Genomic DNA, 26,081 nt, shown 5'->3' with positions numbered 1-26,081 from the left:
TTAAAGTTTAATAAGAATTTCTATAGCAGCTCCTTTGTGGTATTTCTTATTTTTCAGTAATAAACTGAAATATTTTCTTTTTTCATTGTCATCTCTTCTTGTTACTTTTATAAACGTTACATCGCTAAGCCATAAAATTTCTTCACCTGCTCACTCCATAACATTGGTATTTCTCTTAAATCAGATAGCTTTAAACCCCTTGGCTGCCTCCCATTTACTATGTCTTCTTTAATTTTTGGTGCTAAATAATTCAACCTTAAAATTTGCTGTATACGTCTTGTACCTATATTAATTTTCATGCTCAGCTCCTTTACACTTCTATATTTTCCCTCTTCTAATTGCCGTTTCCAGGAATGGGCTCTCACCACTGCTTTGAGTAACGCATTATTTGTTTTTCCTTCTGGCTCTACTACTGTACATTTGTTTCCTTTCTTCTTCATTGGTATAAGTTTCTCCTCTGATTCAGAACGCACCTCTATTCCATCTTCTCTTATCATTACTCCTTTTATTAACTTTTTCACTACTTCTTTCTGTTTTCCAAAACTTAAATTTTTCCATTTTTCTTCGGTCTTTTCTTTCCCATTTTCATATAGCTGCTCTGCTTTCTTCATTACTTCTTTTTCTACTTCTCCTGCTACTACATTTCGATTTACTGATTCGCAATTTTTTCCTCTTAAATGGTTATTACATATATAATATCGGTACCTTTTATTCTCTTTTTTTGCGTACGTTAGCATCATGTTTACATCACAGCTTTTGCACTTAATTATTCCCCTAAGCAACGCTTCCTCATATTTTGCTTTTCGATACGGCTGATTTTTTATCAATTCTTGTGCTTTCTGCCATTTTTCTTCTTCTACTATCTCTTCATGCTTTCCCTCATATTCTTTCTCATAATGCCGTATTTTTCCCATATATATTGGATTTGTTATTATTCTTCTCACCGTTGCCTTTTTAAAGATATCTGATTTTGGTCTGTAACCTTGACTATTTAGCTCCCTTGCCAGTTCTGCCATTGACTTCAGCTCCAAATATCTTTCAAATATGTGCTTTACTGTCTTTGCTTCTTTTTCATTTACTATTAATTCTTTATCTTTGACATCATATCCAAGCGGCAAAGTTCCTCCCATCCATAGACCTTGTTCTTTTGATGTTGCTATTTTATTTTTTACTCTCTCTACTATCATCTCTCTTTCTAATTGTGCTGCTCCTGATAACACCGTTTGTACAAATTTTCCCATTGGTGTGTTATTGTCAAATATTTGTGTTACTGCTATAAAATTTACTCGGTGCCTTCTAAAAAATGATGTCACTTCTATGCTGTCTTTTGTTTCTCTTGATAGCCTGTCTAATGTATATACTACTACACAATCTACTTCCCCCGCCTTTACATCTTCAAACAACTCCTTTATCGCTGGTCTTTCTAAATTTTTCCCTGAAAAGCCTCCATCATCGTACCTTTTTGCCAATGATACCCAGCTCTCTCTGCTTTTTATGTACTTTTCACATGCTACCCTTTGCGCGTCCAAGCTATTAAACTTTTGTTCTAGCCCATCCTCATTTGATTTTCTTGTATATATCGCACACCTTACCTCTTTTAGCATTCTCTCTCCTCAATTTCCACTTTTATCACGCATCCCGAATAATAAAGGTCCGTTGTATCTCATTCCCATTATTTTTCCGGCTACTGCTGATAATGACGTATAAAACTCTTCTCTGTAGATTAAACCCTTATCTGTTACCCTTACCGCGTGAGTCTCGTCTCCTCTCTCTAACCCCAGTTATGGATTAGAAAACAGATAAAAGTAGAATTAATAAAGAGGGAAATAGGGTAAACTCAAGTATTTTAACAATAATTTAAGAGGTTACCCATGAAGAAAGATATTACAGAACTTTACTGCTGCGTCGAGGATTTTTGTCGTGTAGTAGATGAAAATTTTGCAAATAAGTTCTTATCAAATGGCAAAAAACCAACCAGAGTACCAGAAATAGCGCACTCAGAAATGCTAACCATAATCCTGTTATACCACCAATCGCCATGTAAAAACTTCAAGGCTTTTTATCTTTGTTACCTTAAGTTACTCTATAGATCAGAATTTTCAAAGATGCCTTCATATCACAGATTTATTGCCTTAAAGCCGAGAGTTTTACGGTATTTAGCATTACTTCTTCAATGGTTCTGCGAACAAGCGAAAATGACAGGTACTTCCTACATTGACACTTCTACGATTGCCATTTGCCACAAGAAAAGGATCTCTAGGAACAAAGTTTTTGATGGTTTAGCAGAAATTGGTAAGAGCACGTATGGTTGGTTTTTTGGCTTTAAATTGCACTTGGTGATTAACGAAATTGGAGAAATTCAATCACTTACTCTAACCAAAGGTAACGTTGATACCTGTGCCAACTATAACTAAAAGACTGACAGGACTTTTGTTCGGAGATAAAGGCTATATCAAGAAGGAGCTCTTTGAGGAACTCTTCGATAGAGGTTTAAAGCTTGTCACTAAAGTGAAAAAAGGCATGAAAAACGCACTAATCTCACTAAAAGAGAAGGCTTTATTGAGAAAAAGGTCGATTATTGAGACAGTCTTTGGTTGTTTAAAAAATAAATTTGAGCTTGAACATACACGGCACAGATCGCCAATAAATTTTCTGGTACATATTTTTTCTACATTAATTTCATATTCCATGCAGTCAAAAAAGCCTTCTATTTCTAAGCCTTACTGTGTTGGTTAATCCATAACTGGGGTAAAGAGTTCAAACGCTACGCAAGACCAATCCACCCCGCAGCGGTTTTGGTTGCTGGAAGTGATCATATTATTTAAGTTTTTAATAATATATGATACTGAGTTAATAACAATGAATTTTAAAATAAAAAGAAAATTCAAGGAAAACTTATAGTGAATTTTTATATATTCTACCACTACACTCTTGACCATATATTAGCATTATACCACTAGATTTGACACATAAACTCTCAATAACCCTTATCTACCAGGAAGATCATCTGCAGAACTATGCCCTAAGTTGTCTTTTATACGAAGAATATCCTTAACTGATATAAGAGTATTTGGCCTCTGCGCACGATCATTGAAGATGGCGTACGTTAAAACTACTGTATCCCCGTCGGTAATACGCTTATATCCTCTAGCATTAAAATAACTACCTAGCTGAGTATTTGCTTCCACAATTTTTCGCTGTAGCTCTCCAGTACCAGCAAACTTTAACTCTATTACAATTGGATGGGTACCATCTCTCGCTTCCACAGATCTTAACAGAACCAAGTCCACTTTCTGCCCTCCTCCCAACTGAAACTCAATAATTACCCTAGCTGGATTACTACAAGCGTGAAATAACCCATGCAATATAGAATGAAACCCTGCTTCCCTAGCGTTATCTCTATTTACTGTCCACCTTAATGGAAATAACACATTAGAGATGGCTTGGAATACTTGTGCATGACGATTTTGTACTTGCCAACCAGTATTCATCATTATGCCTGCAGCACTGTGCACATTACTAACACCACCTACTTGTAAAACGTTACCTTGAAAAACAGCATTACCTCTATTCTGCAGATAATTAGCAGGTGACTGGAATGGTATTATATTAACAGTTAGGCCTAAATCATCTTCATTCCTTCTATTAGGGTCTAATTGGCACATCACTTCATAAACCGTAGCATTTGGCCATTGTGCTAAATCTAATCCCACATTGGGAAATTGGTGAACTAAGATATGACGAATATGAAATACAACAACTCTCTCTTCCCTCCCTAATAACACATGTAAAACCATAGTTAAAGCACGATCTCCAACATTTACTTGTGCAATTCCTCCTTGCGGACCTAGCATCCTATCGTTATCGTGATACTCAAACAAGTAATTAGTTACATATACCTCATTTCCATCTCTTAACACAACTCTTCTTCTTGTAAATGCAGTATTTCCAAAAGTAAACCCAGTTGTATAGAGAAATACTCTTCTATCTCTAGCGCTGACACCACCTCTACTCCTCACACCAGGTACAGCAGGTACACCAAACGATGGATGGAGTAAATAATCTCTAACATTTTCTTCAACTTCTTGATTTGCTAAGGGTTCAAATAATCTTTCTACTAAAGAATATTCCCTTTCTAAGAAATTTTCTGTACTAAGCTGAAAACGTCTACGATTAAGGTCAAAGTTCAGTCCCACACAGACAGCATTGCCTGATGAGGTATGGATAGACAGTGATGAAACAGGACATCTGTTAACGTAGTTCTCTGCTTGCTCTAACGCATCTGCAGCACTTCTTCTTCCTGCCTTAAGCTCAATTATGATAGGCACAGAATCCCCTAACCTCTGCACACCACGCACAAGAAAAGTAATATCTGTATACCCTCCTCCTATAAACAATTCAAGATAAATGCCAACTACATGACGGTACCTAAAATTCATCAGAAAGCCTGACAAAAAGCCATGGTAGTCAGACTCGATACCATTAAAGTTTAACGATTGGTTATACCTATCATATGTATCCAGAATATACTGTAAAACATCTTCAATATTATCTCTTATATTAACTGCATTATTGTCTGCTAACCCATTTATTAAATTTGGTAAATAATTATTTTGCAATCCAGGTGTTCTGGTAATTTCATCAAAGCCATCACACGGAGATGCTGAATTTCCAGTAAATGCTTCTCCCTCACGAAATTGCATGCACCTTACTGCTTCTTCTTCCTCATCTTCCCCCTGATTCCATGCCCATACAAATGTTTTATACTCCTGCCAAGCTATTTGCCTTCTTCTAATACCCTGCCTCTGCAGCTCGTCTTCTACCCACTGCCTCTCTTCTTCACTAAATCTTGAGCCAAAACTGTTTTGCCTATCAGCAATAGTGTAACACCTTACAACTCTGTTATTTCTTTGATCTACCTCATTAGTTAAAACAGCAACCTTTAAATTTCCCCTTCTATGATTATCTGGATTATTATCAAAGCGAAAAAAAATCCTTTCATTATTGTTTGCAACATCAGAATCATGTGCAGTAGCAAACATACCGAAAAAAAATGCAGGAAAGAAACGGTCTTTACCGACAGAATGTAAAAAAGATGGACTCTGATCTAAAAAAGATTCAAACCTTTCCACAAAACCTTGGCAATTTCCATTTAACAGACTTCTCATTAACCCAATGTTTTCACCGTTACCATGCATATAAACACCTCTATCTTCTGTGACAAGAAAATCCACTAACTCCAGCACTCCCTAACATAGACTGTGGATCACCAGAGCCACCACCTTGAGGAGGCGTAGGTGCTTCCTTCTCTAACTCAGAAAATAGCTTTTCTGCCAATTTATCATAATCTATATCATCTTTCATACCAGCTCTGCCAACCATCTTTAGATTTTTAACTATAGACTTTTCAAGATTTTTAAAGTCTGTAGCTGAACAAAACTTCTTAGCAAACTTCAATATTTCTAATATTTCACTCTTTTTTACATTTGCAACACTACCTATTCCGCTACTCAATTCCAAGTCAATGATCAATCCTGCAAGAGCATGTTTGATTGGCACTGTGCCATTGGAAAAAAAGACTGCAGTCTTTTCTTCCTCTCTTTCGTGGCTATTAAAATTACCACACTTTATAAGATCTATCATAACCTTTCTAGCTTGAGTACTTAAGGTAGGACTTTCAACGATCTTATCCGAAAGGGAAGAAAGAAGAAGAGCATAATCCTTAGGTGAAAGTATTCTATCCTCTAATATTTTATTTTTAAACATTGGAACTATAGTTTGAACTGTATCAAAAAAATTTTGGTGTATTAACACGCTAAAAAGAGAATATATTCCTTTGTCTTTTTTTGATAACTCAGAGTTTTTCAACAGTTTGTTTTTTCCTTGAGCATTCATTTTGTTCAGACAAAAATCTAAAATAACAGCACCATTATGATTACATTGAGCAGAGGATAAGGTAGTAATTGCACCGATAATTTCCTTCTCTCTCTCTTTTTCACTTAAACGGTCATAAAAATATTCTACTCCCTCGCTCCATCTAAAACCTACAGCTCCTCTAAAACCTTCTACATTGCTATATTCTTTTAATTTTAATCCTTCAGATTCTCGGTCAATCCAGAAACTAAACACAGGATCATAGCTTTCCATAGACCCTAATAGATCACTTCTTATGTACTTGTTGTTGCTAGCTGCAGGTCTACCATCACTATCTACTGCATCAGGAGAAAACCTACCCTTATGAAATTCAAACTTCTCCTCAAAAAGCCGAGGAATTTTATCTATCACACAATACCTGCATGCCATATCATATCTAGAAAGTGGATTCTTTATTCCACCTACTTTTTCTTCAACTAGTTTCTGACCTAACGTTACATTATTCAATTTCATACCTGACCAACAACTTTCATCTTGGAATACATTGTATAAAAATTGTAACCCATCATCTTTAAGATATTCTACCTGTCTCATATAGGTTTTTACCCACCTTTCAATAGTTAAGCGCCTTCCAGCAGTAATATTAGAATCCGTATGTCTAACATTATCTTGTAGCTTCTTAAGTATTGTAGCGTGACGTTCTACTTTTTTCCTTGGCATTATAAACCCTCCTATTTAAAATTCATGATATTATGTAAAAATTATAATCAAATTACAACACTAAAATTACCAAGATATGGAAGAATTGCATGCAAACTCAGGGAAGTAAAAGTTAGTGTCCCCCCTCGGGGATTATCTCGCCTTGAGGCGAAGGAAAAGTTACAATAGTCGCATATGCGACGTTATGGATACAATACGCACTCTAAGTATGATATACTTGGTATGGATTCCCGAATATCGCAAAAGGATTCTGATAGGCCAAATTGCTGTAAGAGTTAGAGAACTGCTAAGACAGATTGCCATAGAAAATGAGATCCAAATTATCTCAGGCAAGGTAACTGTAGATCACATTCATATGTTTATATCATATAAACCACAGTAAAGTATTAGTAAAATTGTACAACTTTTTAAGGGAACGAGTTCGAGGTTGCTGATGCAAGATTTCGCAAGTTTACGAAAACAATTTTGGGTTATGGGCTAGAGGATACTTAGCAGTGAGTTCTGACAGATGAAGTGATACAAAAGTATATATCAATACAGGAAGGTGAGCCGATTCATGACAATGATCAATTTCAAATTGATTGAATTTTAACCCTTCACCTTATAGGTGATGGTTGTTGAGTTTTTCTGTACTTGTCTTTCAAGGAGAATCTCGAACAAATTATGGTAAATTTTTCAAGAAAAATCTTTAAGCTATTGACCTCATTATTTAATATTCCCTAATTTAAATTAAAATTCAAGAATTACTTTATATAAATCTTTATAATAGTTTATTCCTCAAGGCTATGTAAAAACATAGCCTCCGATCAAGAACGTCCTACGGATGTCGTCTTGTTATTTTTTAATTTATTCACCCAAGAAAAGGTCTCACTACTTTTAGAATTTTGGTCACCCCACCTTCCACACCTAGTAAAACTGCCTCTTTCTACTGCTTCTTTAATAGACATTCCACCAAATAAACACCCCTGTCCTATGATTTCTCCTATTTTTTGCAACTCATTCCACATTTCTTCGTTTTCCACCTCAACTTGTACTTGATGATAGTCTTCTGTGTCATGATATACCATTAAATTTAGCTCTCCTAGGCTAGTATAAAATGTGACTGCAAAAGCACTGCTATCTGATATATCCACGTAGTCTCTTTTGCCGTCCTTCCCAGTTTTAACTTCAACTTCACCATCACCTATTTTTATGATATTGCCACCGAGATTTAAATCTCCCTTGCTCAGGCCCAAGTTTTTTGCGCCTTCTACAACTTTGGCAACATCAACTATGCAGCTATGTGAAAATTCCATATAGAAGGTCTTATTATCAATTTCTACATTTTCAACAGTTCCTTCTATAGTAGCGTTCTCTCCGATTTCTCTGAGCTTTTTGAGCCTACTATATATTTGTGGCTCAATTTCTTTTTGCACTTTTTCAGCTATTTTCTTATCAACTTGTACATTAAAATCTGCTCCATGTAAGGCTAACTTCCTGATTATATCTTCTTGTTTATTTCCTTTGAACTCATCACGATACATCTTAAACATTGTAACGTTAGCAAGGCTAAAGCCATCTTTGTTGCAAGCATTTATTCTTATCCCTAAGTCCAAAGCTTCATCGATAACTTTACTTAACTCGTTTACATTTCTAGCTGCAATGGTTTTCTCCAAAAATTCATTTAGTTTCATATTTTCATATTCATTTAGCCTTATCTTGCATAAAGCTGATCGAAATGGATTGAGCTCTTCAGGATATTCCAATACAGGTAATTTACTAATCTTTTTATTTGCTGTTGGAACAGCTTTTATAAAATTAGGTAACAACCCTTCTTTTGCTATTCGCTCTACCGCTTTTAACATTTTACTAGACAATTTTTTACCATTTATTTTTTTCATTGTAACCCTCACTTAATTTCATTACTATTCGATCATATCGTGATAAATATTATTTAATTGTTAATATTACACGACTTATTGATTTACTTTGAGTTATAATAACAAGTTTAACGGGCATTTACACTAGAAAAACACATCTTGTAAAAATTATTTCAATTTCAATCAAAGTTGGGTATTGTGATTGTAAAACTGAAAGAAATGGATCTCTTGTCTTACTCCACTGAAAAGTTGAAGAAGCATTGTCAGCTACTTGATAATGAAGAAAAAATAATTCTATATGAGCAGCTGCTAGACAAGGCTAAAGACATACTTGAAAATTCAAGAGATAATGTTTCTGAGCTGAAAAAGATCAGTAAAGCTGCTGTAGCGATAGAGGAAATTACCGATAAAGAGTTGTTAGAAAAGTTTAATGATGATCACCCCCTAAGGGAAGTAGACATTTTAATCTATTCTCCTCAAGGAAACACTGAAGTGGCAAATTACCTGTTCAGCATAGATAACTCATCAGAGCTTTATGATTTAAAAAAAGATAAAGAAAAAGCTCTTTATAACCCCAGTTATGGATTAACCAACACAGTAAGGCTTAGAAATAGAAGGCTTTTTTGACTGCATGGAATATGAAATTAATGTAGAAAAAATATGTACCAGAAAATTTATTGGCGATCTGTGCCGTGTATGTTCAAGCTCAAATTTATTTTTTAAACAACCAAAGACTGTCTCAATAATCGACCTTTTTCTCAATAAAGCCTTCTCTTTTAGTGAGATTAGTGCGTTTTTCATGCCTTTTTTCACTTTAGTGACAAGCTTTAAACCTCTATCGAAGAGTTCCTCAAAGAGCTCCTTCTTGATATAGCCTTTATCTCCGAACAAAAGTCCTGTCAGTCTTTTAGTTATAGTTGGCACAGGTATCAACGTTACCTTTGGTTAGAGTAAGTGATTGAATTTCTCCAATTTCGTTAATCACCAAGTGCAATTTAAAGCCAAAAAACCAACCATACGTGCTCTTACCAATTTCTGCTAAACCATCAAAAACTTTGTTCCTAGAGATCCTTTTCTTGTGGCAAATGGCAATCGTAGAAGTGTCAATGTAGGAAGTACCTGTCATTTTCGCTTGTTCGCAGAACCATTGAAGAAGTAATGCTAAATACCGTAAAACTCTCGGCTTTAAGGCAATAAATCTGTGATATGAAGGCATCTTTGAAAATTCTGATCTATAGAGTAACTTAAGGTAACAAAGATAAAAAGCCTTGAAGTTTTTACATGGCGATTGGTGGTATAACAGGATTATGGTTAGCATTTCTGAGTGCGCTATTTCTGGTACTCTGGTTGGTTTTTTGCCATTTGATAAGAACTTATTTGCAAAATTTTCATCTACTACACGACAAAAATCCTCGACGCAGCAGTAAAGTTCTGTAATATCTTTCTTCATGGGTAACCTCTTAAATTATTGTTAAAATACTTGAGTTTACCCTATTTCCCTCTTTATTAATTCTACTTTTATCTGTTTTCTAATCCATAACTGGGGTTTAGAAACGTTTCTATTACTTCACGATCAAGTAGAGCTTTACCGTTGCTTTCTAATGCTCTGAATTCTATTTCTTCTCTACGATCTTTCTTATTATTCATAAAAATTACCCTTCACTAATAACAAAATGTTTTTATATATTTACTGCTGTTTTTTTGTCAGCATTGGCATAAGGCCATAGCTTTTGAGTGAAGTCAAATCAATTTTTAAATCTTTTTTGCTTATTTTTTTATGAATAGGTAAAGATATTAATATATGGCGATTTCTTTATTTTAAACTTGTTGAATTTCGTCCAAAGAGATGTCTACTGTTTTTAAAATAATATTGATAGAAATTCCTTCCTTAACTAAATTCTTTGTAATTTTCATCTTTTCTACTCTCTTCACTTTCTCTTTGCAAACTTGTATGCTTTCAAACAGAGATTTTATTAGTACATTACGTAGTTCTTGGCTTTTAATCTTTTTGTATTCTTCTATTAACCTTGATAGTTCCACTTCACTATTCTCATTTTCTGTTGTTTCTGGAAGTAGGTCTGTAATACTAATTAATAGTACCTTTGCTATTTCATCTAACATTTCAAGTGAAACACCAGCTCGTCCTTGTTCATATTCATATATTCTTTGATTTATTATACCCACTTTACTTGCTAAATCTTCTTGAGTGTATCCTCTTCTCAACCTCCATTCTTTTATTCTTTGACCTACTTTATACGGAATGGAAATTTTTTTCTCATCATTATCATATTCATCAATAGATAAACTGGTCGTTTGAGAGATAACATGAGCAGAAACTCCTTCCTTAACCAAACCCTTTGCTACTTCTATTTTTACCGCCTTTCCACTTTCTTCCTCACTAATACGGATGAATTTAGTTAATAAATAAAACGTTTCACGTAATTCTTGATCCTTAATCTCTCTATGTCTTCTTACTAGATTTAATACCTCTTCTCCCTCATACCTTCCCTCATTTGATACTTCTTGTACGCAAGCTAGATCTCTAGCAGTTGTTGATAATGCTTCTGCTAATTCATATAACTTCTTAATTGAAATTCTGCGTGTTCCTTTTTCATATTGCAGTATTACCTGATATGTTGTATCGATTTTTTTTGCTAAATCTTTTTGAGTATATCCCTTTGCTAACCTACGATTTCTTACTTCCTGTCCTATTACTTTGTAATCTAAAAAATTAGAGCATTTATTCTCTTTTTTCACATTTTATACTCATAATCAGAAGAGCCGTTACGTATACTTAATTGGGAACCTTTTTGACAAACTGAACTCATCTCCTTTCAAACAATTTTTCTATATCACTTAGTTTCATTTCTATATACGTTGGTCTTCCGTGATTGCATTGCCCAGCATACGGTGTTTCCTCCATTTGTCTCATCAACTCATTCATCTCCTCCAACTTCATTTCCCTTCCAGCTCCATGGCACGCAATGGTAGCTAACACTTTTTCTTCTATAGGTAGCGTATCTCCTATCTCCATTAATCTATCAACTATATTCATCACCATCTCTTTCACATTTATTGTTCCTAAAATTGCAGGTATTTCTTTCACCCTTACTTTATCTTCTGATTCTATTTCAATACCAAAACCCATTTCAAAAAGCTTATCTTTATAAGTTTCAACCATCTCCATCCCTGCTTGGTTTTTAATCTCAACTATTTCAGGAAGAAGAAGTTTTTGTCTTTTTATGCTTGATTTTTGCTTTAAGCACTCGTATATCAATCTCTCATAAGCTGCGTGCTGATCTACTATAATTAATTTGCCTTTAGCCTCAGCAATAATGTAAGTATTGTAGACCTGACAGCGTGCATATCCCAGAGGATAATCCTCTATTAAATCAATTTGCTTCCTTTCTAAAACCATCGTTCCCTTTTGGGGTGGAGATTCTCCATATTTAAACGTTTCTGGTAAGCTTTGCCTTCTTTCATCTGGTGCATTGAATTCTTTCATTAGACGATTTTCTAAAAGACTTGGTCTCTTTTCATAAAACTCTTTTTGATCTTTTTTCTCTTGACTATCAACCTGCTCTTGGCTTTTACTATCATTAAAAATTAGCTCCTCTTCAATACCTTGATCACCCGCTGCAAATCTCGTTGATAGTGTTTTTATTATCCCTCTTCTCACTATTTCATATATTAGCCTTTTATTCTGAAATCTTACTTCCGATTTATTTGGATGCACATTTACATCTACTTGGTCATATGGTACTTCTAAATGCAACACTGCAAAAGGATACCTATTGTTTGGAATAAAATCGTGATACGCATATCTAATTGCACCAACAAGTAGATTGTCTTTTATTGGCCTTCCATTAACAAACGTATAAATCTGAGTTGAGTTGCCACGATTGACATTAGGTTTACAGATGTGTCCCTTAAGTTTGATGCCTTCTTCTTCCTCTTTAACTTCCAGTGAATTGCTTTGAAATTCTTCTTCTATTTCACATAATCTGTTGAACAGCGAAGTTTGCTTAACATATTTTAAGAGCTTTTTATTACCAGAAGTGAGAGTAAACCCAATACTATAATTAATCATCGCTAAGTTATTCACAATATCAACAATACTTTGTGTTTCTGCCCTTTCGGTTTTTAGAAACTTTAGTCTATTTGGTGTAGCAAAAAATAAGTCACGAACTTCAATATATGTACCTTGCAACAAAGAACAAGGGGTAATCTCTCTTATTTTTTCTCCTCCCTCATACCTTATAGACCATGATTCCTTTGCTCCACTTGCCTTAGACGATAATTTCATTCTGCTTACTGCTGCAATTGAAGGTAAAGCTTCTCCCCTAAACCCAAGGTGCTTGATTTCTATTAACTCACTATCGCTTAATTTTGAAGTGGCATGCCTCATAAATGCTAGTTCTAAGTCGTCCTTTTCTATTCCATTTCCATCATCTGTCACAGTTATAAGGTTACGTCCACCACTTTCTATTTTGATCTCTATCTCTGAACTTCCAGCATCTATTGCATTTTCTACTAATTCCTTTACTACACTCGCTGGCCTTTCTATTACCTCTCCCGCTGCTATACGATTTATAGTTTTTGTGTCTAAAAGAATTATTGCCATATTTTCAACTCTCAGTCTGATCAGTTTAATATCAATTAAAATCAGATTGTCTATTAAATTCTATTCTAAGCCCTTTCATGAAGATCATTAGAATTATGTATAATTATTAATGCTTTTTAAGTGGATTTCCTATTGTTCTTTCTAAGTTCCTTGGTGCACGTAACGATTATTCTTTAAAAAGAATATTGGCTACTGAGAAGAATGAAGACATCTTCATCAGAAAAAAAGGGGCAAAAACAGAGAAAATTGACGTAGCTACTTAAGGCAGGTGTCTCTATTGCAGCTGAGACAACTGATCTACTCATGATCAAATGAAAAAGTTATAAGCATACAGATTGGATTACAGTATCTTTTTTAAGAAGAAGATTTATCTTGCTTAAAAACTTGTAGATACTATATTTTACATAAATTCTTCATGCGAGGCCTTTATGTTTACTAATAGAATATCTAATAATCTGGATCAGCTGCAATTTTTTGTAGAGTTTTTAAATGAAAATTATGAAATTCAGAAACATCTTAGTCTTACACCACTACATTTAGCAGCAGGAAATGGTCAGTTGGATTTAGTCAACACTTTATTAGGAGAAGGTTTAGATATTAATTCAGAGATTAAGTACGATGGCTTTACGCCACTGTATTTTTCAATTGCAAAAAATCGCTTAGAGATGGTTAACTTTCTTATTGCTCATGGAGCAGATGTAAACCATAAGACCATTCTAGGCTTTACACCTTTAAGTTTTGCATCCCAGCAAGGATATTTAGATATAGTCAACACCTTGATTGCAAATGGAGCAGATCTTAGTACTAAAACAGATAAACTTAATACACCTTTACACCTAGCAGCAGAGAATGGTCATCTAGATATAGTAAATGTTTTTATTGAAAAGGGATTAGATGTTAATGCTGTAAATAATGATCGAGCAAGACCTTTGCATTCTGCAGTACAAAATGGTAACCTCGAAGTAGTTAAAGCTCTTATTTCACAAGGGTCTAATATTAACGCTGGATCTTCAGGCATAGGTAATCATAAAGTTGATGCAAACATTACACCCTTACATCTGGGAACACAAACTGGTAGGTTAGATATAGTTAAAGTTCTGCTTGAAGCGGGAGCAAACGTTAATGCAAAAACAGATGATAAGATTACACCTCTACATTTAGCGTCTCAAAATGGCTTTTTAGAGTTAGTAGACATTTTACTAAAAGCAAAATCTAATGTTAATGCTAAGGATTATGAGAATCTTACACCTCTACATTTAGCAGCAGAACGTAATCACTTTGGAGTAGTTAAGTCTCTTCTTCTCGTAAGGGGAATTGATGTTAATGCTAAGGACCACGATAATTCCACAGCTTTACATATAGGATCTCAGAATGGTCACTTAGAAGTAGTGAAGCTACTAATAGAGAAAAAAGCCAATGTTAATGCTAAAAAAAACGAAGGTTTTACACCTTTGCATCTAGCAATTCAGCAAAGTCATTTCGAGGTGAGTGATTTTTTAATTAAAAATGGAGCAAACATTAACACCGTGGATGATCAGAATTGGACTCCTTTACATAATGCAGCATATAATGGTTTTTCTTTAAAAATAGTAGAGAGCTTAATTGCAAAAGGAGCAAATATATAGCCTTTCTTATAATAGTCCGAATGCGATAAGATATGTGTTTATGGCTATAGCAGGCCAGTAGCATATTACGGTCTGTTCGGATTATTGTAAAAAGAGCTATATCATTAGCTACACTACTAAGTAAGCTAAGTATAAACCAGATAACCCCAAACAAATAAGCTCTCAATCTGTAATCCATAAAGCTTCTGATTTAATAGATACGATGTACTCATATAATTTTACTACAAAACTAATAATATAAAAGTTTTCTGATGTACGTCCCCAGAATGTGATCGTAAGGGTCCATTATAAATAATTCGGGAAATTTCGTCTCTGTAGACATATTAAGAGCTATGTAACGAACGTTTGTATTTGTGAGTAATAGTAAGGCTCAAGGTAAGGAAAATGCTAGTGAGGTAAAGTAGAATAACGTTGATTTGATAATTTAAGCTCATTCCCTCTTGCTACATCTCTCTTTAAATATCTCCTCTTTTGCAGCAGGTCTATAGAATTATACAGAGTATTTTATCTTCCAATACAGGCAATCTTGACGTTCTTCCATGGCATTTCTTCTGTTCTTGAACTTTTTCCCACTCTGGGCGCACTTTTTCTACAACCTTTTCGAATTCTTCTATTTTCAAACCTGTTACATCTCGAAAATTTCTCGGATGTTCTTTTAGATTATGGTAGTTTAAGCTCATCTTCCCTCTCTATTCTCTTGCTATACCTCCCTATTTTATAACCATTCCTACTCTTTTGCAGCAGGTTTAAAGAAATACTAAAGGCAAAAGATACGCTTGCGTAGTTCGAAAGCTTTCTATAGGATAAGTCTCACCTGATTTACAAATAGAATTGTTATGTTAGATGTTTGCTATTTATTCTTAAGCTCATTTTAACAGCATTTTGCTTTTTTTAGTATGTAGGGGTTTTCTAGGAATTATCCTATTGAATTCTATGATATTATTTTTTGTAACATTGTTATACATATCATGAAACTGAAGCTATTTATTTATCTTCGCAATCTGTGCAGGTTAATGACAAAAAACTTAGGGTATTTGGCGTCTCATGTTTAATTTTTCGCACTACGTGCATCGCATGTCTTTAAAAATTTCTAGGTTTTTACCTATATAAGCTGAAACGCGCTTACAAAGCGTTTAAGACAGCAAAAAACGTCAAATTGACAAGGGAGAATTTGAATACTAGCTACCCTAGGGTTTCTTTGCCTTTTTTCCTGCTTGGTAAATTTCTTAAACACTTGCGGTGTAGGTTAGTTGCAAGTTAAAAGCAGCTAAATCGCTCTTAATCAAGCGTTTTAGAATAAAAAAAACGCCGATATTTTAGTACATAGTAAATAGCCAACCACCATGGGGCTTCTTTTGCCTTTTTTTTCATTTGGTAAATCTTTTAATATTTATACGGAAGGTGTCATTCCAGCGCGTGACGCTGGAATCCAGCCTTTCTGCAATCTCATCGAAAACGTTTTTCTATGCTAATTTGCTTGCTCACAAGCAAACTTTCCTGGATCCCAGTGTCAAGCACTGGGATGACAGCTAGCCTGACAACCGTCATCCCGCTACTTGTTAGCGGCTGAGATACTGCGGCGGTATGACGTAGATTGCTGTCATTCCGCTACTAGTTAGCGCCGCAGCGGTATGGTGTAGGAAAATTAGCTATATAGCTAACTTGCACCACACGTTAAAGCTTTTAAAGAGGTCTTGGTTTACTTACTCCATTATTTTCTTTATTATCAGATATCATTTTAAATAATATGGAGGAGCAAATTGTCAGCAATTGCCATTATTGATTTTGGTTCACAGTTTACACAGCTTATCGCAAGACAAGTAAGAGGAATGGGCGTTTATTGTGAGATATTTCCAAGCAACATCAGTTTTGAAACAATATCAAAATTCAATGGGTTTATTCTCTCTGGAGGACCACAATCTGTAAATGATGATTGTTCTGAAACAAGTAGAGTAGTACATGAAATTATAAAACTTAATGAGGCAACAAACGTTCCTATACTTGGAATATGCTATGGACAGCAACTCATTTGTCATTATTTTGGAGCAAAAGTAAAAGAGAGTTTCAAACAGGAGTTTGGTAGAACTAAAATCAAGATACTAAAAGAATCCCCCATTGTAAAGGATACCTGGGATGTTAATTCTGAAGTGGATGTATTAATGAACCATGCGGACAGTGTTGATACTATACCACATGGATTTACTGTTATTGCATCAGGTGTGATAAATCAAACAATTGCAATGATTGTCAACGAACAGCGGAAGATTTACTGTACTCAGTTCCATCCTGAGGTTAAGCCCACAACAAATGGCAGTAAATTGCTCTCTAACTTCTTGGATATTGCAAATTGCGAAAGGGACTGGACAATGAAGTCGTTTATTGAGGAGCAAAAGGAAAAAATCAAAAATGTAGTAGGAGAGAAAAAAGTAATCGCTGCAGTGAGTGGTGGGGTTGATTCAAGTGTTGCAGCGGCTCTCACACATAAAGCTATAGGAAAACAATTGAACTGTATTTTCATTGATACTGGGTTGTTACGCAAGAACCAGACTATTGCTATGTTGAAAGAGATTCCGATAAACTACGTTGATAAATCAAATTTATTTTTGAGTAGGTTGAAGGGAATAACTGATCCAGAAGAAAAGCGAAAAATTATCGGTAACACTTTTATTGAAGTGTTTGAAGAAGAAGCAAAAAAAATAGGTGATGTGGATTTTTTGATGCAAGGTACCATCTACTCTGATGTAGTTGAGTCAGGGCATGCCTCAGACAACACTAGTACAATTAAGTCTCACCATAATGTTGGTGGGTTGCCAGAAAAGATGAATCTGAAGTTAGTGGAGCCTTTACGTTACCTCTTTAAAGATGAGGTAAGGCTACTTGGAAAAGAAATTGGGCTTTCAGATGAGATAATATTTCAACATCCATTTCCTGGACCCGGACTTGCAGTGAGGATTATAAGTGAAGTCGATGAAGAAAAGGTGCAAATATTGCAACAAGTAGATGAAATATATATTAATACGATGAAAAATTACGATCTATATGATAAGATATGGCAAGCTTTTGCTGTATTATTACCAATAAAAACTGTAGGCGTTATGGGAGATGGTCGTACGTATGGATATGTTTGTGCTTTAAGGGCTGTAACATCATCTGATGGTATGACAGCCGATGCATTTCCATTTGAAGATAAGGATCAACACTTGCTAGTATTTTGGGATTTTTTACGCAATGTCGGCAGTATAATTGTTAATAATGTTCCCGGAGTAAATAGAGTTGTTTATGATATCACTTCTAAACCACCCGCAACTATTGAGTGGGAGTGAATCAAAAAGATCCCGCTGCTTGTTAGCTGGATCTAGAGATACCGCGAATGAATCGCGGTATGACGGTTAATTTTCTTTATTTTGCTTATAATTTCCACAAGCAGTGCAAACATAAATGAAGAATACAAATATCCTTTTGGTAATTCTATATGAAATCCATGAAGTATGAGGTACACACCGACAAGTAAAACAAATAAAATGGCGATTATTTTTAACCCTGGGTTAGATTTGATTAACTGGGCGGTATAACTTGATAAAAACAGCATTGCTAGCATGGAAAATGTAAATGCTGTAGCAATTATTACCATGTTATAAGTTAGTGCTATAGCAGTTAATATCGAATCAACCGAAAAAACTAAATCTATTAATATAATTTGTAGCACAACTAAAAAAAATTTTGATTTAACGTTTGCTTTCCTTTTATTTTTCTTACATACAAAGATGTCATCCCGTAACTCCATAGAGCTCTTAACAATAAGGAATAATCCCCCTGCGATCATAAGTAAATCCCTTGCTGATGCAGTGTGAAATATAGGTTTTTGCATTGACAATATAGATGATGTAAAAAATAGTATTACAAAACGCATTAATAGTGCTAATCCAAGGCCCATAAGGCGCACTCTTTCTCTCAGCGCATTTGGTACCTTATCTATTGCTAGAGAAATAAAGATTAAATTGTCTACACTAAGTATAGTTTCAAGTAGTGTAAGTGTCAGTAAAGTCCAAGCATCAGTTAACATTTTTGTTTCAAATTCGGTTCTTCTTACTCTACAATAGATGTGTAAAAATTAAGTGACTTCACTCAGAAGTTTTATAGCAGTTCTCCAGAAAAACAGGATATATAAAGTTCAGCAGCTTCTTCTATTTTCGTTTTTGAGCAAAATCAATAATAAGAGAGTTTCTTATTTTCATGCACGCAAATAAGATAAAGCCTTATTTTCATTTTTGACTTTATTTGAAAATAATATATACTATAAAAATAGTGTGCTAGGTTGAATGAATGTATATTAAAGGATCACCATCAGGCAAAGTATTCGCTGGTTATCAGGCATTTATACCAAGCCCCTTGCCACCAAAATTTGAATGGGACAATGATTTAGTTAATAGTCTTTAAACCCTTACTTTACTATAAGGAAAGTGGTTGAAAACTTAGGTGTCGTATTTACAACAGCCCAAGGAGCAATCGTAAAGCTTGAAGATTTAGGCATCGTTTCACAAACTTCTCAAGAAAAGAGAGATCGGGTTTATTGTGCAACTGATATTTTGAATATTCTAGAAGAACCAACTAAGATTACAGAGAACTTCGATAGCACATTGTAGCTATTATGATGAATAAATTCAGCAAACAGCAAGCTTAAAGAGTCTGATCCAATGGACATGCTGAACAAAAAGTAAGGAGCTCCTTTTGGAGGATTGTATTAACTTATTAATTAATTGCTTGACTTTTAGCAGGATTTATTATACTATTTATTAATGAGTAATGCAATCAAACCAAGGAGGATAGCATGATAAATAATTTGGATTCAATAATTCTTGGAATAAAAGATGGTGAAAAGGCGATTGAAGATTTAAGGGTTGTTCTTAAAAAAAGAAAAGAAGAAGTTATTACTACACAGACATTTAATTACGCTTTACAATGCCCACAAACTACAAAGGAAGCGATAGTACACGAAATTCTGCTTCATTTTATACAAAATCCTGGCGAGCAATCACTAGAACAAGTAATACAATACTTAGATGGAGCAATACAATCTAGGATATATGCAAAAAACAACCCAATAAGAAATCTAGATGAAGAATTCCGTACTCATATAAACTTTAAAGATGAAGAGGGAAATACATTACTACATCATGCAGTTATAGGTAATAAAACTGAAGAAATAACCACCCTGCTTGTTACATATAGTGCAAATCCTTTGATACAAAACGCGGATAATAAAATTCCTTCAGATTTAGCTCAAGGAAAAACAAAAGAAGTGCTTATTAAAAGTATGAAAAAACAAGCTAATACGAAAAAAGAAAGCGCTATGGTAGGCAGTTTGGTGCCTGGCGTAATAATTGGTGGTTTTCTTGGTGTTGTACTTGGAGCTGGTGTGTGTGTTGCAGTAAGTCTTTCTGGTGGTATGATACTAGGTGTAATGATAGCATCTTCTCTTGTTGCTAGTATAGCTATTGGACTGGCCATGTATTTTTTGAGTCAAGACTATGAACAGGCTAAAGCGATAGAAAAAACTATTAGCACTGTTAGCTCTGAAATATCTGTTGATGATACAACTGCCGCTAATAAAAATAATAAAGAAGGGCCACAACTTACATAGAAAAAGCTATAGTATTTTTCAAACTAAATAATAAACCTTGTAATTAGGATATTCTGGATTCCAGCGTCACGCGCTGGAATGACAACTGCGTTTTTTGTTTTTTTGTCATCAAATACTCCTACTCTTTATGTCATCCAAGTGTCCTGACTACTTGGATCCAAGAAATTTAATTGTTTTAAATTTTCCCCTCTATACACCTATTTAAAATTTATGTTATTCACATGTGCAATATAATCTATAATAACGTTTATCAATACAATAATTTAAAAATATTATGAGCTTCGTAAAAGAAAAAAACACTCCTGTGATGGAGCAGTATTTGAACCTGAAAGCTCAATACAAAGATCATCTGCTATTTTATAGGCTAGGAGATTTTTATGAATTGTTTTTCGATGATGCTATTAAAGCTGCGAAATTGCTGAATATAGTGCTCACTAAGAGAGGTAATTCGTGTGGGCAAGAAATACCAATGTGTGGAGTGCCAGCACACAGTAGTGAATCTTACCTGCACAAGCTAATAGATTTAGGATTCAAAGTAGCAATCTGTGATCAATTAGAAACTGCTGATGAAGCAAAAAAGAGGGGCTATAAATCCATAGTAAAACGTGATGTAGTGCGAGTTGTAACTCCAGGTACAATTATAGAAGATTCACTACTGGAGGATAAAAGCAATAATTATCTCGCGTCCATAGTTGAACAAAATGACGAATATGCTATTAGTTGGCTTGAATTATCGACGGGAAAATTTTTTCACACTTTAACGAGTTTGAAAGCTCTAGATAGTGATTTATTGCGTATATCACCAAGAGAATTATTAATTTCTGAAAAATTCACTGAGGACGAAAAAATTAGATCGATTTTAAAAAATTATAAAATATCAATTACGCAACACGCACAGAGCTTTTTTGAGTATAGTAAATCTCACAGAACGTTATGCGAGTTTTATAAAATCAGGGAACTTGGGAGTATAGGAAATTTCAGCAAAGTAGAAATCATGGCGTGTGGTGCACTGCTTGAATATGTCAGAGTAACGCAAAGGGGCTCCATTCCAAGGCTTGAATTCCCAAAAACCTATAAGCAACAAAATTTCATGCTTATTGATGCTTCAGCAAGGAGAAATCTTGAGTTGTTTTCAACTCAATTTGGTGAAAAGAAAGGTTCACTAATTTCAGTTATTGATCATACAGTTACAGCTTCTGGTGGACGCCTGCTCAAACAAATGCTCGCTTCACCCCTTGCTTGCTCCAAGGCAATCAATTTGAGGCTCAGCACCGCTCAATTTTTTGTAAATAATCATGATTCACGCAGAAAAATACGAGAGATATTATCTAACATTCCGGATATTGAAAGGTCTTTATCGCGCTTAATACTAGGGCGTGGTTCACCAAAGGATATGAACCTATTGAAAATAGGCCTAGGAAAGACTTTAGAATTGTCTGAGTTCTTATGTAAAATTGAATCAGGTGAAAATGGATCTCTCCCACAACAATATGTCATCCAAACTGAGATCCAGCCAGCGTCACGCGCTGGAATAACAGTAAAATCAGACGAGAGTGAACTAAGCACAATACATAAGAGCCTTGGTAATCATAAAGACCTATTTGAACTGCTAAATAGTGCTATACTTGATAATAATCTCAGTTCCGTGAAAGAGGGAGGGTTTATCTACCCAAAATACAACTCAGAATTATCTGAGTTATCTTATATATTGAACAACAGTAACAAGTTGGTAACTAAGCTCCGTGAATCTTATCGCGACCTAACTGGCATTGCCGCACTCAAAATATTACACAACAACATACTTGGTTATTACGTTGAAGTGTCGGCAAATCACAAAATAACTTCGGATATATTTATTCATAGGCAAAGCTTAGCAAATAGCATGCGCTACACTACTAATGAATTGAAAGAACTAGAAAATAAAATTCTTACGGCACGTGATGCTGCAATCGGCTTAGAAATGAAAATTTTTAGTGAACTGTATAGTGAAGTTGCTAAAGAGTCTGAAAAAATTGCTCTTGCTGCAAATGCTTTGGCAAAACTTGACATTAGAACCGCGTTTGCAGAGCTTGCAGTGCAAAATAATTACGTAAAACCCATTATTGATGACAGCAAAGAGTTCAATATCTGTAGCGGAAGACACCCAGTGGTTGAAGTTAACGATAAATTCATTGCAAATAGCATCAATTTAGCTGGTATACATCTAATTACTGGTCCTAATATGGCTGGAAAAAGCACTTTCTTGAGGCAAAACGCTCTCATTGCAATTTTAGCTCACATGGGGTCATTTGTGCCAGCAGAGAGTGCACATATTGGAGTGATTGACAAGATATTCAGCAGGGTTGGCGCAACGGATAATATAACAGCTGGTTATTCTACCTTCATGGTAGAGATGATCGAAACAGCAACGATAGTAAATCAGGCAACGGACCGTTCCTTGGTGATACTTGATGAAATTGGTAGGGGCACAGGGGTGTATGATGGATTATCTATTGCACAGGCGGTGATTGAACATATTCACAATGTAAATAAGTGCCGCGCCATTTTTGCAACTCATTATCATGAATTAACTAAAGTAAGCAAATACTTGAAGAACGTGAAATGTTTTTGTGTAAAAATAAGAGAGTGGAACGGAGAGGTTATTTTTCTACATGAAGTAATTGAAGGCATTGCAGATGAGTCATATGGAATACATGTAGCAAAACTTGCTGGTTTTCCTGATTCTGTTTTAAATAGAGCAAGTGAAGTGTTTGAGGAGCTGAAGGCTTGAATCATTATTATAAGTGAAGAATTACCTATACAATCGTGGTAGTAGCTATAGAAACGAAAAACTTACTTGACACCCTTCGCCAGCGCCCTTATCATGATAGTGAAGCTATTGTATTTGCTTTCGCCAATCTGCAGATTAAAAGGTAAGGATTACTTAATGTATCGGCGTCTTATGTTCAATTTTTTGCAGTATATAGATACTGTATGTCTTTACAAAACTTCATCTACATCTAGATTTTTATCTAAATAAGCTGAACGCGCTTATAAAGCGTTACAAGACATCAAAAAATGCCAATACTCGACAGAGATAGTAAAAGACTAGCTAACTCGGGGATTCTTTGTCTTTTTTTCTGCTTAGTAAATTTCTTAAACATTTGCAGCGTAAGTTAGTTGCAATTAAAAGCGGCTGAATCTCGCTTGTCAAGCGTTTAAAACATAAAAAACGCCAATATTTTAAAGCGGATAATAACCCCAGGGCTTCTTTTGCCTTTTTTTTTATTCGGTAAATTTCTTAATATTTATAGCTAAACGACAATCGTCATCCCGCAGCGGGATCTAGAGATACCGCGGCGGTATGAAGTAGGACTGCTGTCATCCCAGTGCTCCTTTTTTTGTCATCCCAGTCTGGGATCTATTTTGCATGTAACTCCAATTGTGTTTTGGCATAAAACGCGACGCGTATTAGACTTATTTGCAAGCAAAGCTTGCTAGATCCAAGTAGTCAGGGCACTGGGATGACAGGAGAAGGAAGCACTGGGATTGGGATGGAAAAGGCTATTTGTGTGATGCCAATGAGTGATAGAAAGTTCTGCAAGAAGTCATTAATTGCAAAAATTTAATATAAGTGGTAAAGTAGAACCACTGAATAAAAAACATATGTTAATTAATACAACGTCGGAGCTGGAGGACATATGTGAGGGGTTGATAGCAAAAAAGCCAAAATTTATAGCAGTTGACACGGAGTTCATTAGAAATAATTTAATCTACTACCCAAAATTATCGTTAATTCAAATTTCTTACGGAGAGAAGAGTTTTATTGTAGACGCACTAGTGCCAGAAATTGATTTATCATTCATTAAGAAAATAATGCTAAATCAGGGGATAACCAAAGTGTTTCATAGCTGCCAGCAGGATATAGAATCCTTACTCACTGTGTTTAAATGTATTCCCACTCCCATTTTTGATACCCAAGTTGCTGCTATGTTTTGTCATTATTATCATGACTTTATTGGTTACTCAAAAGTAGTGGAGCAATATCAAGGAATAGCACTGGATAAAATTAAAGCTAAAAATTCAGATTGGTTAAGGCGTCCGTTGTCCGAGGATCAGTTAGACTATGCAATAAACGACGTGATACACCTATATGACCTACACCAAATATTGTGCAATAAACTTGAAGAAAATAATAGGATGGGTTGGTTTCAAGAAGAGATGGAATCAATAGTTAATATAAATAAGTATTTACATAATCCAAAAGATGCATGGAAGAGGATGAAATTTAATTATGAAGTAAATCCAAGGTTGATACTAACTGTTAAAGCAGTTAGTGAGTGGCAAGAAACCTTAGCACAGCGCTATAATATGAACCGTAATAAAATAATCAATAACGCTGTAATAGCTGGTTTTATTGAAAAAAATATAGAGCATGTTGATGAGATTTTAGATGATCTCAAGAGGAATGCAAAAAATATAAAAGATGCAGATTTACTAGAGTTTGTGAATATTTTTAATGAAAATGAGGGAAATTGGATGCAGCAAAACAATACCTTATCGAGTAATTATGACAAATCTGTACTTGATATACTCTCAATTATTTTAGATAGTAAATGTAAAGAAAGTAACATATCAAGGAAATTAGTTTCTTCAAAAGATGAGTTAACCTGGTCAATATCTAGACAGACAGATAAATTATTCAAGGGGTGGAGATATGATTTTTTTGGCAGGTCAGTTGAATCATTTTTGAACACAAGCTCAAAATTTGAGATTTCAGCAGTGAAATCCGCAAATAATATAACCAAAATTCAGAGTAATTTGGTAGAGAATAACTGTTGCTAAAGTAACTTAGATTTATCGACAATCGTCATCCCGCTACGTGTTAGTGGCTAAGAGATACCGCGGCGGTATGACGGTTAAGTAGGGTGTCATTCCAGTGCTTGACACTGGAATCCAGGAAAATTGATTGTAAACGAGCAAACATTTTCGATAAAATTACCAAAAAGCTAGATCCCAGACTGGAATGACACCACCTACAAATTGCAATGTTCGTATAGTTATGTGCTTGACACTGGGATCTAGAAAATCTAGTTAATATATATAGAGAAACCTTAGCTATAGTTTCGAAAGAAGTCTAATGTGTTTTTGTTATATGATTATAGGTCTAACAGGCGGAATTGGGGTAGGAAAGAGCTTTGTAACTAATTGCTTTCAAGAGTTTGGTGCTGCTGTATTTGATGCTGATTCTGTTGTACACCAACTTTATAAAGTGGATAAAAGCATAATAAGTTATGCAGAGAAAAATTTTCCTGGAGTGGTAGTAAATGGTGAAATAGATAGAACAGTACTGTCTAAATATTTCTTAGCCTACGATGAAAATTGGAAACAATTTCAATCTTTGGTTCACTCTGCTGTGCTGCGTGAATTAGAATTTTTTATTGCCAAGGAAAAAAAGATCGATAGAAAACTTTTAGTTTTAGATGTGCCACTTCTATTAGAAACAAAATTTTATTTATATTGCGACCTTATTGTTTTTGTTCATGCAGATAGCGTTGTGCAAGCTCAAAGACTTAACGAACGCAACATAGATAAAGAAAAGCTTAATCTAATCTCCGATGTTCAGTTATCTATTGAGGAGAAAAGGAAGATGAGTGACTTTATTATCGATACCAGTGTAAGCAAAGAGTATGTTTTTTCTCAAGTAAAAGATATAGTGGATTCATTAAACCTAAACACGTAGCTCTACGTCATACCGC

General features: G+C 34.8%; 17 protein-coding genes and 5 pseudogenes. 11 read left to right on the top strand and 11 right to left on the bottom strand.

Features of this window, described 5'->3' with window-relative positions; genetic code table 11:
- Nucleotides 1–116: 116 nt before the first annotated feature.
- Both AAGD79_RS02980 and AAGD79_RS02975 read right to left on the bottom strand, forming a co-directional pair.
- Nucleotides 117–1,604, bottom strand: coding sequence for a recombinase family protein (locus AAGD79_RS02980; protein ID WP_341811581.1), 1,488 nt, complete (start codon nt 1,602–1,604; stop codon nt 117–119).
- 9 nt (nt 1,605–1,613) lie between these two features.
- Nucleotides 1,614–1,775 (bottom strand): annotated as a pseudogene (locus tag AAGD79_RS02975) (DUF2924 domain-containing protein); the annotation flags it as partial.
- 96 nt (nt 1,776–1,871) lie between these two features.
- Here AAGD79_RS02975 and AAGD79_RS02970 point away from each other — a divergent pair.
- Nucleotides 1,872–2,736, top strand: a pseudogene (locus AAGD79_RS02970) (IS982 family transposase).
- 251 nt (nt 2,737–2,987) lie between these two features.
- Here the strand turns inward: AAGD79_RS02970 and AAGD79_RS02965 are convergent.
- Together AAGD79_RS02965 and AAGD79_RS02960 are read right to left on the bottom strand one after the other, a co-directional pair.
- Nucleotides 2,988–5,234, bottom strand: coding sequence for a hypothetical protein (locus AAGD79_RS02965; RefSeq protein ID WP_341811580.1), 2,247 nt, complete (start codon nt 5,232–5,234; stop codon nt 2,988–2,990).
- Complete coding sequence (locus AAGD79_RS02960; RefSeq protein ID WP_264685343.1) at nt 5,209–6,594, bottom strand: hypothetical protein; 1,386 nt, start codon at nt 6,592–6,594, stop codon at nt 5,209–5,211. Before AAGD79_RS02960 ends, AAGD79_RS02965 begins: the two co-directional genes overlap by 26 nt.
- A 184-nt stretch (nt 6,595–6,778) precedes the next feature.
- Between AAGD79_RS02960 and tnpA the strand changes: the two are divergent.
- Nucleotides 6,779–7,075, top strand: a pseudogene (gene tnpA / locus AAGD79_RS02955) (IS200/IS605 family transposase).
- Between the two features lie 325 nt (nt 7,076–7,400).
- Here tnpA and AAGD79_RS02950 read toward each other — a convergent pair.
- The gene (locus AAGD79_RS02950; protein ID WP_264685342.1) at nt 7,401–8,474 is read right to left on the bottom strand and encodes a hypothetical protein; all 1,074 of its coding nucleotides are present in this window, start codon (nt 8,472–8,474) and stop codon (nt 7,401–7,403) included.
- Between the two features lie 177 nt (nt 8,475–8,651).
- Between AAGD79_RS02950 and AAGD79_RS02945 the strand changes: the two genes are divergently transcribed.
- Nucleotides 8,652–9,080, top strand: coding sequence for a hypothetical protein (locus tag AAGD79_RS02945; protein WP_341811579.1), 429 nt, complete (start codon nt 8,652–8,654; stop codon nt 9,078–9,080).
- Here AAGD79_RS02945 and AAGD79_RS02940 read toward each other — a convergent pair.
- The 4 genes and pseudogenes from AAGD79_RS02940 to mutL form a co-directional block, all read right to left on the bottom strand.
- Nucleotides 9,039–9,903 (bottom strand): annotated as a pseudogene (locus tag AAGD79_RS02940) (IS982 family transposase). The gene AAGD79_RS02945 and the pseudogene AAGD79_RS02940 overlap by 42 nt on opposite strands.
- A gap of 77 nt (nt 9,904–9,980) precedes the next feature.
- Nucleotides 9,981–10,100 (bottom strand): annotated as a pseudogene (locus AAGD79_RS02935) (DNA repair protein RadC); the annotation flags it as partial.
- Nucleotides 10,101–10,271: 171 nt separating this feature from the next.
- Complete coding sequence (locus tag AAGD79_RS02930) at nt 10,272–11,210, bottom strand: helix-turn-helix transcriptional regulator (protein WP_341811209.1); 939 nt, start codon at nt 11,208–11,210, stop codon at nt 10,272–10,274.
- Between the two features lie 67 nt (nt 11,211–11,277).
- Nucleotides 11,278–13,077: a DNA mismatch repair endonuclease MutL gene (gene mutL, locus AAGD79_RS02925; protein WP_341811208.1), complete on the bottom strand. Its 1,800-nt coding sequence runs from the start codon at nt 13,075–13,077 to the stop codon at nt 11,278–11,280.
- A gap of 428 nt (nt 13,078–13,505) precedes the next feature.
- Between mutL and AAGD79_RS02920 the strand changes: the two genes are divergently transcribed.
- Nucleotides 13,506–14,702, top strand: a complete 1,197-nt coding sequence (locus AAGD79_RS02920; protein WP_341811207.1) for an ankyrin repeat domain-containing protein — start codon at nt 13,506–13,508, stop codon at nt 14,700–14,702.
- 482 nt (nt 14,703–15,184) lie between these two features.
- On the opposite strand, the gene AAGD79_RS02915 is transcribed toward AAGD79_RS02920, so the two are convergent.
- Nucleotides 15,185–15,382: a hypothetical protein gene (locus AAGD79_RS02915; RefSeq protein WP_155968442.1), complete on the bottom strand. Its 198-nt coding sequence runs from the start codon at nt 15,380–15,382 to the stop codon at nt 15,185–15,187.
- Between the two features lie 1,080 nt (nt 15,383–16,462).
- Here AAGD79_RS02915 and guaA point away from each other — a divergent pair.
- Nucleotides 16,463–18,025, top strand: coding sequence for a glutamine-hydrolyzing GMP synthase (gene guaA / locus AAGD79_RS02910; RefSeq protein WP_341811578.1), 1,563 nt, complete (start codon nt 16,463–16,465; stop codon nt 18,023–18,025).
- Between the two features lie 32 nt (nt 18,026–18,057).
- Here guaA and AAGD79_RS02905 read toward each other — a convergent pair whose 3' ends face one another.
- Nucleotides 18,058–18,765: a TerC family protein gene (locus tag AAGD79_RS02905; protein WP_264723269.1), complete on the bottom strand. Its 708-nt coding sequence runs from the start codon at nt 18,763–18,765 to the stop codon at nt 18,058–18,060.
- Nucleotides 18,766–19,162: 397 nt separating this feature from the next.
- Between AAGD79_RS02905 and AAGD79_RS02900 the strand changes: the two genes are divergently transcribed.
- The 6 genes from AAGD79_RS02900 to coaE all read left to right on the top strand — a co-directional run bounded on the left by AAGD79_RS02900 (nt 19,163) and on the right by coaE (nt 26,065).
- Nucleotides 19,163–19,345, top strand: a complete 183-nt coding sequence (locus AAGD79_RS02900) for a hypothetical protein (RefSeq protein ID WP_341811577.1) — start codon at nt 19,163–19,165, stop codon at nt 19,343–19,345.
- A gap of 185 nt (nt 19,346–19,530) precedes the next feature.
- Nucleotides 19,531–20,343: an ankyrin repeat domain-containing protein gene (locus AAGD79_RS02895; protein ID WP_341811576.1), complete on the top strand. Its 813-nt coding sequence runs from the start codon at nt 19,531–19,533 to the stop codon at nt 20,341–20,343.
- A 274-nt stretch (nt 20,344–20,617) separates the two neighbouring features.
- Nucleotides 20,618–23,113: a DNA mismatch repair protein MutS gene (gene mutS, locus AAGD79_RS02890; RefSeq protein WP_341811575.1), complete on the top strand. Its 2,496-nt coding sequence runs from the start codon at nt 20,618–20,620 to the stop codon at nt 23,111–23,113.
- Nucleotides 23,114–23,816: 703 nt separating this feature from the next.
- Nucleotides 23,817–23,951 (top strand): hypothetical protein, encoded by a 135-nt coding sequence (locus tag AAGD79_RS02885; protein ID WP_010962423.1) that lies wholly within the window; start codon nt 23,817–23,819, stop codon nt 23,949–23,951.
- Nucleotides 23,952–23,988: 37 nt separating this feature from the next.
- Nucleotides 23,989–25,167, top strand: a complete 1,179-nt coding sequence (locus AAGD79_RS02880) for a ribonuclease D (RefSeq protein ID WP_341811636.1) — start codon at nt 23,989–23,991, stop codon at nt 25,165–25,167.
- Between the two features lie 310 nt (nt 25,168–25,477).
- The gene (gene coaE / locus AAGD79_RS02875) at nt 25,478–26,065 is read left to right on the top strand and encodes a dephospho-CoA kinase (protein WP_264329792.1); all 588 of its coding nucleotides are present in this window, start codon (nt 25,478–25,480) and stop codon (nt 26,063–26,065) included.
- Nucleotides 26,066–26,081: the final 16 nt, after the last annotated feature.

The organism is Wolbachia endosymbiont (group A) of Oxytorus armatus (genome assembly GCF_964027005.1).
Lineage (GTDB): Bacteria > Pseudomonadota > Alphaproteobacteria > Rickettsiales > Anaplasmataceae > Wolbachia > Wolbachia pipientis.
Note: the sequence above shows the minus strand (reverse complement) of the source record. Positions and strands in the feature narration are given on the sequence as shown.